The following is an 8,459-nucleotide window of genomic DNA, read 5'->3' as shown; positions in this document are numbered from 1 at the left end:
CTTTGCCTACGCCGCAAGCAAGGCCGCTCTCGAAAACCTAACGCTTTCGTTTGCCGCCGCCTGCGCGCCAGAGGTGAAGGTGAATGCGGTTGCACCTGCCCTACTCAAGTTCAATGAAGACGATGACGAGGCCTACAAGAAAAAAGCCGTACAGAAAGCGGTTTTACCATGGGAGGGCTCGTTCGAAGCCGCGATCGAAGCCGTAGAATATTTGTTAGCCAGCCGATATATCACTGGCCGCACAATCCATTTGGACGGCGGCCGTCATCTCAAATAGCCGCAGCGACTAGGTCGAGCTGGGGTCTAACAAGTCTTTGAAAGGCTGAAAATCGCTCAGTAGCGCGAGAGCGGGGTCTTCCGACATCGCTTCGCGATAGCTTTCTTGCTTGGTTAGGGCTCTTTGTAGGTAGCGAACCGCTTCCTCTTTATGATCCATGGCAGCGTAAGCACACCCAAGTTGATAAAAAGCATGCCCATTCTCGGCGTCTAGCTTTAAGGCTTGGTGACACAGATTCGCGGCCCACTGCGGCTCACCTAACTCAAGTACGGCGTCTGCTTTGTACGTAAGCGCCTCACAATCGTCGGGCTTGAGCTTCAAAATCTCATCGTAAATCTCTATCTGGTTCGAGATATTCGGGTCTTGCCCTGCACGCAACCAAAGCGATTGAACACCTTGTGTTAGTTCTATTTCTTCTCTGTTTTCTTCGATCACCTGAGACTTCTGATGAAGTTGCTTCTCGATCATATCAAGCCGCGATTCATATTCATTAATGAGCTTGGAGATTTCTTCGTCCGCGAGGCTATGAACACGGTCTTTCACTTCACGTAACGAGTTCCAACCAACAATAAGCAAGATGGTACTGGCTCCTGCAATTAAGTAGAAAAAATACGTCACGGTGTCCGTTGCATACGCCACGGCTCTGTCCACGGAGTTGTGTTCCCGATCCAGTATCTGCTGCATAAGCTCGTGCTTGATATTTGCCATATCTGCGCGCTGCTGCTTCAACTCTTCCAGAACGTACAGCTCAACAAATGGCGAGTAGATCGCTTTATCCAGCGTTTTCGCATACTGCTTTGTATCTTCCGGCGCCTGTACCGCTTTGCCACGAAACGAATCGGCTGCAGAATGATCGCCGTTTGCGGCCTCCTCTGCATAGGCGATCACCGTGAGCATTAACACACTCACAGCGATAAAGCAGCGGATGAGCTTGCTGCTCAGCATGCTAGACATATAGCTCTCCCATGGTCGTGTATCTCAACCAATTCTGAGTGCAAGGCGCGCACAGCTTGCGCGTACTTATCGTGCGACACAACAAGCTGAATACCAACCTGACGCATCGACTGCTGCACAGCGAGTACTGAGATTTTATTGCTCGCCAGCACACTCACCGCCTTGCTCAACATACCAGGCTCTTTCATATCTGTTCCCAAAATGGACACGATCGAAACACGTTGCGTCGACACTTCAGCCTCAGGATAGCGATTCGCAATATCAGCGGCAAGGCGTTTTAGTTGCTGCTCTTCACCATCCAGATACAAGGTGACCGCGTTTGCGCTGTAGTCTTTAGTGAGCAGATCGATCTCGTATTTTTTTAATATGAAGGCCAAGTCTTCACTCGCCTGCACCAGCTCACCTGCGATATCCTGATCAAAAAATTCCAACGCATAAACATCGCTTCGACCCGCAATAATCTCCACTTGAGGTTGCTCGCTGACATATTCGCCATCAATTAAAGTACCGTAGTGTTCAGGCTCAAAGGTATTTCGGAGCCTTAACGGTATGTCTGCCTGACGCATTCCTTTTGCCGCTTTCGGATGGATTGCTTCCATGCCTAGTAGCGCAAGGTAATCGGCAACCTCATAATTTGTGCGACCGATTGGAACAGCATTCTGCTCACCAACAACACGCGGATCAGCCGAGCTTAAATGAAACTCTTTATGAATGATGGCCTCGCGCGCCCCGGTTAATACAGCAATCCGGCTAAATGTCATCTCGCTGTAACCGCGATCATAGATTTGCATCAAACCCGTTTTGCTTCGTGCATACCCGGTAACAATCGGCATCGTTGTTGAGAAGTCGACTCCGTCAAAAGCCTTGTTAATCAGTTCATCAAGATCGTAGTTCTCGTCACCATACCAGCCGGTTAGATCGACGAACGTGGCATGAATACCCTCATTACCAAGTAGCTTAGCGGTATTCCATGCGCTGTGCGCCTCACCAATGCAGGCGAGCATCTCACGCAAAGAGTCGAGCATATCCGGCATTGAAAAATGGCCGTGTCTGCAAAGGCTCTTCAGGTCTGCCATACACGACTCAGCCTGATCCAAACGCGCACCGATAAACGAGTTAGCTTCTTCAAGCTGGCTTTCGTTTGTAAACAGCTCGCTGTTTTTGGCATACATCGCCTCACGCACAACGGCCAACATCTCCCGCCATTGTCCGGAGCTACTGTCACTCGAATACAACTGAAAAAGACCGGGGCGTCCCGACTTCTTCGGCTCTAACAACAAGTCCGTAATCCCACCATATGCAGAGACGACGAAGACCCGGTTATAGAGTTCCTTCGCAGTTTCAGAGTCTAGTGGCCGCCCTTTGAGCGGGTATAACACAATATTATCTCTTACTGCTTCATAGGCACTCATTGACGTGCCGCCGATTTTTTCTACAGTATGCTGCTTCAGCATTTAACCTCCGTGCTTGACGCATCGCTCACATAAGCGGTCGTCGATCGCTTTTTCTAAACTTAAATTCTTGATGGGTTCTGAACAGTTCGCACACATACCGGCGCTTGTTGACTCAAGCCAAACAAGAGCGCGTACTAGCGATGTCAGCTCACGCTCGCTTTTCGCAATCACTAAGCCCTCTGCTTCAGACTCGTCTACGACAAACATGTTTGTCTTAGCATCAGCCTCACTCGTGCGCGCATTCTCGTTGATCAAAACCAGTAACAAGACGGCACGCTGAACGATCTGTTTTTTTAACAGCTCAAAACGGCTGGTATCCAGCGTTTCACTCATCGCCCTGTTTAGAATAGTTCTTGTCTTTTTCTCAACACTCATGGGCTTCACACCTTTTCGGGTTGAGTTTTCTGTTTCTCTGAAACCTCTAGGCACTGATCACGTAGCACGCAGAGACGCTCTATGAACAAGCTGATGCTCTTCATGTGACAAGCTGAGGCTCTTTATGTAACAAGCTGAGGCTCTTTATGTGACAAGCTGAGGCTCTACAAGTGCTTCGGCCTCAAGCTCATAAGAGCCATCTGCGTTGTGCACCTCGGTGCCTTTTAACGGCGGATTGAACACACAAGCCATATACATATCTTCATTGGCACGAAGGTAGTGCTTATCGTGCTTGTTTAAGATATACAGCGTGCCAGGGGCGATAGGGTGCACCTCACCGGTGGCAATGTCTTCAATCTCACCCGTTCCGAGCATGCAATACACGCTTTCAAGGTGATTTTGGTAATGCATGAAAAAATCAGCACCTTTATTGATCTTGGTAACATGAAACGAAAACCCCATGTTGTCGCTTGCTAACAACATTCGCGTGCTCTCCCAGTTACCATCTGGCGATACAATTCGACGCCCTTCCTGATCAGCACTTACTAAATCTCTAACTATCATTTTCTGCTCCTTTCGACTGCCATGGCGCACTCTCATACGTAAGGTCCACGGCAGTGTGTATTTTGTCTAAGCCTCGCTTAACGGGCTTAATTACCTATGTTGGAATTAGCTGGCGTGACGAATATCATCGAAGTAGCAATTTTCCTCAGGCATTTCGTCGTGGCTAGCACAAATGCGCTTCACGGCGGCTTCGATAATGTCCAAGCCTTTAATGAGATTTTCTTCTGTAATCACGAGCGGGCAGAGCGTTTTGATCACTTGCCCATCAGCACCACTGGTTTCGATGATCAAGCCTTGCTTGAAGCACTCTTGGGTAATTTTGTTCGCTAGCTCGCCATCAATACAGTTCAAACCCTGCATCATGCCTCGACCGCTCACGTAAAAATTTCCTTCTCCGTATTGACGAGCAATCGCATTCAGGCGTTGAGAGATAATCTGACCCTTGGTTTGCACCTCAAGTTCAAACTTGCGGTCAGACCAATAATGCTCGAGCGCAGCTTTTGCCGTCACGAATGCCAGATTGTTGCCGCGGAAAGTACCGTTATGTTCACCGGGCTTCCATTGGTCTAACTCCGGCTTAAGTAAGACAATGGCAAACGGCAAGCCGTAGCCACTCAAAGACTTCGACAGGGTAACGATATCCGGCTTGATGCCAGCTTCTTCAAAACTAAAGAAACGTCCAGTACGCCCACAACCCGCTTGAATGTCGTCCACAATTAACAACACATCATGCGCGCGGCACACCTTCTCAAGATTACGCAACCATTCTGCACTGGCGGCATTAATGCCGCCCTCGCCTTGAACAGTTTCAACCAAAACGGCTGCAGGCTTGTCGATACCACTGGAACTATCACTTAACACCTTGTCGAGGTAATAGGTGGTATCAAGCTCGTCCCCTAGATAGCCATCAAAAGGCATTCTTGTAACACCGGGAAGGCTCGTACCTGCCGCACCGCGGTGATGTTGATTCCCCGTCGCCGCAAGCGCACCAAGGCTTACGCCATGAAAGCCATTGGTAAAGGAAATAATATTCTCTCGACCGGTTACATTGCGCGCCAACTTCATCGCGGCTTCTACGGCATTGGTGCCTGTAGGACCTGTAAACTGAACAACGTACTCAAGATCACGCGGCTTAAGAATGTATTGGTCCAGCGCCTCAAGAAACTCACCCTTGGCCTTGGTATGCATATCGAGACCATGGGTAATGCCATCGTCCATCAAATACTCAACGAGTGCCTGCTTGAACTTAGGATTGTTATGGCCGTAATTCAGAGTTCCAGCTCCACCCAGAAAATCCAGGTATTGATTACCGTCCTTGTCGTACAAGTGCTCAAGCTTCGCCTTATGAAAAACCTTTGGGAATGAGCGTGCATAACTTGCGACTTCTGATTCTATTTCTTGAAAAATATTCATGTGAGTTTCCTTTATCGTTTAAAAGTTGAAATAAGATTTAGGTATAAAGATCGACCGAACAGACTCAGACGCTTGCTGGTTCCTGTGCATCCGCAACGGACGACAATGAAGAAGCGCCAACAGTCCCAGCAACAGGGCCAATTCGAAGAAGATTCTCTGTCTCGTGATGCCCGGCAAAATGGGTGACAGATAAAAAGTGAGGAGCGTGCTCGAGCTCAGCACTGCGGTTTTCGGCAAAGCGCCGAAACAGCGCCCAGGAAGCGGCGTTGTCATCGGTAATCGTTGTTTCGATAAAACGAACACCCTGCGTTTGAACACGCGCCGTTAGATGCTCAAGCATATTCAGAGCCAGACCCAAACCGCGTGCTGCCGGTGAGACGGCTACCTGCCAGACAAAGAGCACTTCAGGATCTTTAGGGGAGACAAATCCGGTAATGAAGCCAAGCAGCTTTCCATCACCCTCTGCAACAACAGCGGTCTCGGCAAAGTAGGAGGCCTGGAGCAGATTACAATAAACAGAGTTTTCATCGAGAGGCGAGCATAGTTGAACTAGCTCATGGATCGCCGAACCGTCTTCTGCGGTCGGTTTACGTAACGTTAAATTCATACACCTTTTTGCTTTGAGTTAAATTATTTACAACACTAAAGAATAATGATCAAAAATTCAACCAAAACGTCAAAAAAAGTGCTCAATTCAGCAAGTTAACACCAAAAATATACTTAGAGAACAGAAAATCAAAGGCTCGTCGGGCGCACTTATCATTTTATTACTCTGTATTTTACTTAGATGTCGATACTTTAGAGCGCTTAACAAAGTACGCCCTTAGCCCTATACTCTTTCCACCCAGATTTTACAGCGTCAATCCCCGTAGCTCGGGCTTTGAGCTAACAACGAATGGACTGAGAGAACATCATGAACAAAGTAGAAGAAGTGCTCGTCGCTTTACGAAGAGTCATCAGAGCGACGGATTTACACTCGAAACAATTATCTAAAACCACCGGACTGACAGCACCTCAAATCCTACTGCTTAATGCCATTCGCAATAATGATGAAGTCACCATCGGCAAAATCGCGAACGACATCAGCCTGTCTCAAGCAACGGTAACAACCATTCTTGATCGGCTAGAAAAGCGTGGACTGGTTTATCGAGAACGCTCCACTCAGGACAAACGAAAAGTGCATGTTCACCTGACAGAGGATGGCGAGAATGCGACGCTCAATGCCCCGCCCCCACTGCAAGAACACTTCGCGAGACAGTTCAATGACTTACATGAGTGGGAACAAAGCATGTTGATATCAAGCCTTCAGCGCATCGCGCAAATGATGGACGCTCAACACATTGATGCCTCACCAGTTCTCGATGTCGGTACGATTGATCGACAGGACGCATCCAAAGAATTAGATAGCCTTTTCCCTGAAGGCTAGGCCTACCGACAAAGAACTAGACCTTCCGTTTTTCTGTACTAAAGTCATGGCTCACGCATTCATAATTGATAAGCAATTAAGAGGGACAGCCATGACTACACATTTCTTTCGCACGACCTGCGCAACCTTGATGCTGGCATTTGCCGCCGTTGTACATGCTGAGAAAGCGCCTGACGCCGTTAATGATATTGTTCCAGAGCTCAAATCTTGGGGTACGAACGCAACCTTGATTGCGGCAGTCACAGAGCAAAACAATCAAGGGATGACCCTCGATGACATCAAAGCACGCGATGCAGAGTGGCGAAACGTAGATGGCAGCGGGCATGACATCAATCATGGAAAGCCCTGCTGCTCAGGAGCTGGCCAAATTGGAAAAAACACAGCCTTACTTTTTCGAAGTATTTTTGATGGATAATCAGGGTGCCAATGTCGCGATGACGAATAAAACATCTGATTACTGGCAAGGCGATGAGGCGAAGTGGCAAGAGTCGTTCAAGGATGGAGCCGGCGCTGTGCATATCGGTGACGTCGAGTTTGATGAAAGCGCTCAAGCTTACTTAGTTCAAGTATCTGTCCCGGTAATGGATGGTGGCACCGCAATCGGCGCGATTACCATCGGCATCAATCTAGACGATTTAGAAGCCCAATAAGCGACGGCATCACTCTTTTAAATTGAGGTAAGGTCATATGACATTGCGCATCAAACTGTTCATTGCAATGGGCATACTCTCGGTTCTCATTGCATCGATATCAATATTATCCGTTGTTAGCTTTACGCAGATCCAATCGCGCGTCGGTCATATGGTCGCAGACATGAGCGCTTTGGAGATACTTAAAGATATCGACGGGAACATGTATCGCGCGGTGGTTGCAGAGCGCAGTGTCATATTTCTAAAACCCGGCTCCGCAGACTTTGAAAACTATGTATCGGTACATAGAGAGTCGTTAGAGAACATCGCAAGACTCAAGGACGAATTCAGCAAGATTGATGCAAACACAGCACTCAAAGAGCAATTTGGTGACTATATAAATCAGTACTCGAAGTGGAAACCGATCAGCGAGCAAGTGATTCAAGAACGTGTCGCCGACACTCGGGCAGGAAGGCGAACCGCAATGGATCTGAGTTTTGGCTCTGGCGCAGAAAGCTTCGAGAAGCTCAACGGCTTGATGAATACCATCATCTCTAACACCAACGCCGCGTTCAACGAAGAAACGTCTGCGACCTATAGCACCATGAAGAACTCAAAGGCGGCCACCATTGCAGTGTTTGTGATTGCACTGATGATCTGCGGTGGCATTGCCTGGCTAATGCCACGACTCGTCATTCGCCCTCTTCGAGAGATGAATAACGTATTGAACGAACTCGCTACCGCAGGCGGCGATCTAAGAACCGAGGTTCGCATTAGAACCAATGACGAGCTCGGCCAACTCGGCAAAACCGTTAACAAGTTTATTGCTGCTTTACGTGGATTAATTAGCGATATCATCGTCAAAACAGATCAAGTTAGCGAGCAAGCGTCACTGCTCGATACCAGCGCAAAAAGCAATCAAGCTGTCGCTCGGAACACTTTGAACGAAACGGATTCGATGGCGACCGCGATCACCGAAATGTCCGCCTCTATTTCTGAGGTGGCACATAGCGCAAGCAACACGTCTGAAAGTGCGAAACAAGCCGGATCAGACAGTGCTGTCGGAACTCAAGTGGTGCTTGATACCCAGTCCATCATCAATCAACTCGCCGCGGATGTTGGCGGTGCAGCTGAAAAAATTGAACAGCTTAAAAGTGATACCGACAAAATTCACGAAGTGGTTAGCGTTATTCAAGGAATTGCGGAGCAAACAAATCTACTTGCACTGAACGCCGCCATTGAAGCAGCAAGAGCGGGAGAGCAAGGCCGTGGCTTCGCCGTTGTTGCCGACGAAGTAAGAGCCCTTGCCTCGCGAACACAAACCTCGACCGAGGAAATTCAACAAATGGTCGACATGCTTCAGCGCA

At 48.5% G+C, this 8,459-nt stretch carries 11 protein-coding genes; 5 read left to right on the top strand and 6 right to left on the bottom strand.

The annotated features are described in order from the left end of the window. Positions 1–277, top strand: a 277-nt coding sequence (locus A3751_RS12955) for an SDR family oxidoreductase (RefSeq protein WP_156492433.1), incomplete at its 5' end; no start/stop codon positions are given. A 9-nt stretch (positions 278–286) separates the two neighbouring features. Here the strand turns inward: A3751_RS12955 and A3751_RS12950 are convergent. The 6 genes from A3751_RS12950 to ectA all read right to left on the bottom strand — a co-directional run bounded on the left by A3751_RS12950 (position 287) and on the right by ectA (position 5,644). After that, entirely contained in the window at positions 287–1,231 is a 945-nt protein-coding gene (locus A3751_RS12950; RefSeq protein WP_197466329.1) for a hypothetical protein, read from the bottom strand. Further along, a complete protein-coding gene (locus A3751_RS12945) occupies positions 1,216–2,685 on the bottom strand; it encodes an aspartate kinase (RefSeq protein WP_068456686.1) in 1,470 nt (489 codons plus the stop codon). Before A3751_RS12945 ends, A3751_RS12950 begins: the two co-directional genes overlap by 16 nt. Next, entirely contained in the window at positions 2,686–3,060 is a 375-nt protein-coding gene (locus A3751_RS12940) for a hypothetical protein (RefSeq protein WP_068490246.1), read from the bottom strand. A gap of 144 nt (positions 3,061–3,204) precedes the next feature. Beyond that, the gene (locus A3751_RS12935; RefSeq protein ID WP_068456679.1) at positions 3,205–3,624 is read right to left on the bottom strand and encodes an ectoine synthase; all 420 of its coding nucleotides are present in this window, start codon (positions 3,622–3,624) and stop codon (positions 3,205–3,207) included. A gap of 105 nt (positions 3,625–3,729) precedes the next feature. After that, a complete protein-coding gene (gene ectB / locus A3751_RS12930) occupies positions 3,730–5,037 on the bottom strand; it encodes a diaminobutyrate--2-oxoglutarate transaminase (protein WP_068456676.1) in 1,308 nt (435 codons plus the stop codon). 64 nt (positions 5,038–5,101) lie between these two features. Further along, a complete protein-coding gene (ectA, locus tag A3751_RS12925) occupies positions 5,102–5,644 on the bottom strand; it encodes a diaminobutyrate acetyltransferase (RefSeq protein WP_068456673.1) in 543 nt (180 codons plus the stop codon). A gap of 306 nt (positions 5,645–5,950) precedes the next feature. Here ectA and A3751_RS12920 point away from each other — a divergent pair, with 306 nt between their 5' ends. From A3751_RS12920 to A3751_RS12910, 4 genes are all read left to right on the top strand, one after another. Then, the gene (locus A3751_RS12920) at positions 5,951–6,463 is read left to right on the top strand and encodes a MarR family winged helix-turn-helix transcriptional regulator (RefSeq protein WP_068456670.1); all 513 of its coding nucleotides are present in this window, start codon (positions 5,951–5,953) and stop codon (positions 6,461–6,463) included. Positions 6,464–6,554: 91 nt separating this feature from the next. Beyond that, the gene (locus tag A3751_RS22865; RefSeq protein ID WP_068544199.1) at positions 6,555–6,878 is read left to right on the top strand and encodes a hypothetical protein; all 324 of its coding nucleotides are present in this window, start codon (positions 6,555–6,557) and stop codon (positions 6,876–6,878) included. Continuing rightward, positions 6,871–7,113, top strand: a complete 243-nt coding sequence (locus tag A3751_RS22860; protein WP_197466328.1) for a hypothetical protein — start codon at positions 6,871–6,873, stop codon at positions 7,111–7,113. Before A3751_RS22865 ends, A3751_RS22860 begins: the two co-directional genes overlap by 8 nt. A 37-nt stretch (positions 7,114–7,150) precedes the next feature. Further along, positions 7,151–8,459, top strand: a 1,309-nt coding sequence (locus A3751_RS12910; protein WP_068456667.1) for a methyl-accepting chemotaxis protein, incomplete at its 3' end; no start/stop codon positions are given.

Source organism: Oleiphilus sp. HI0080, assembly GCF_001635135.1.
The sequence above is the reverse complement of the archived record's forward strand: the minus strand, read 5'-3'. Positions and strand labels throughout refer to the sequence as shown.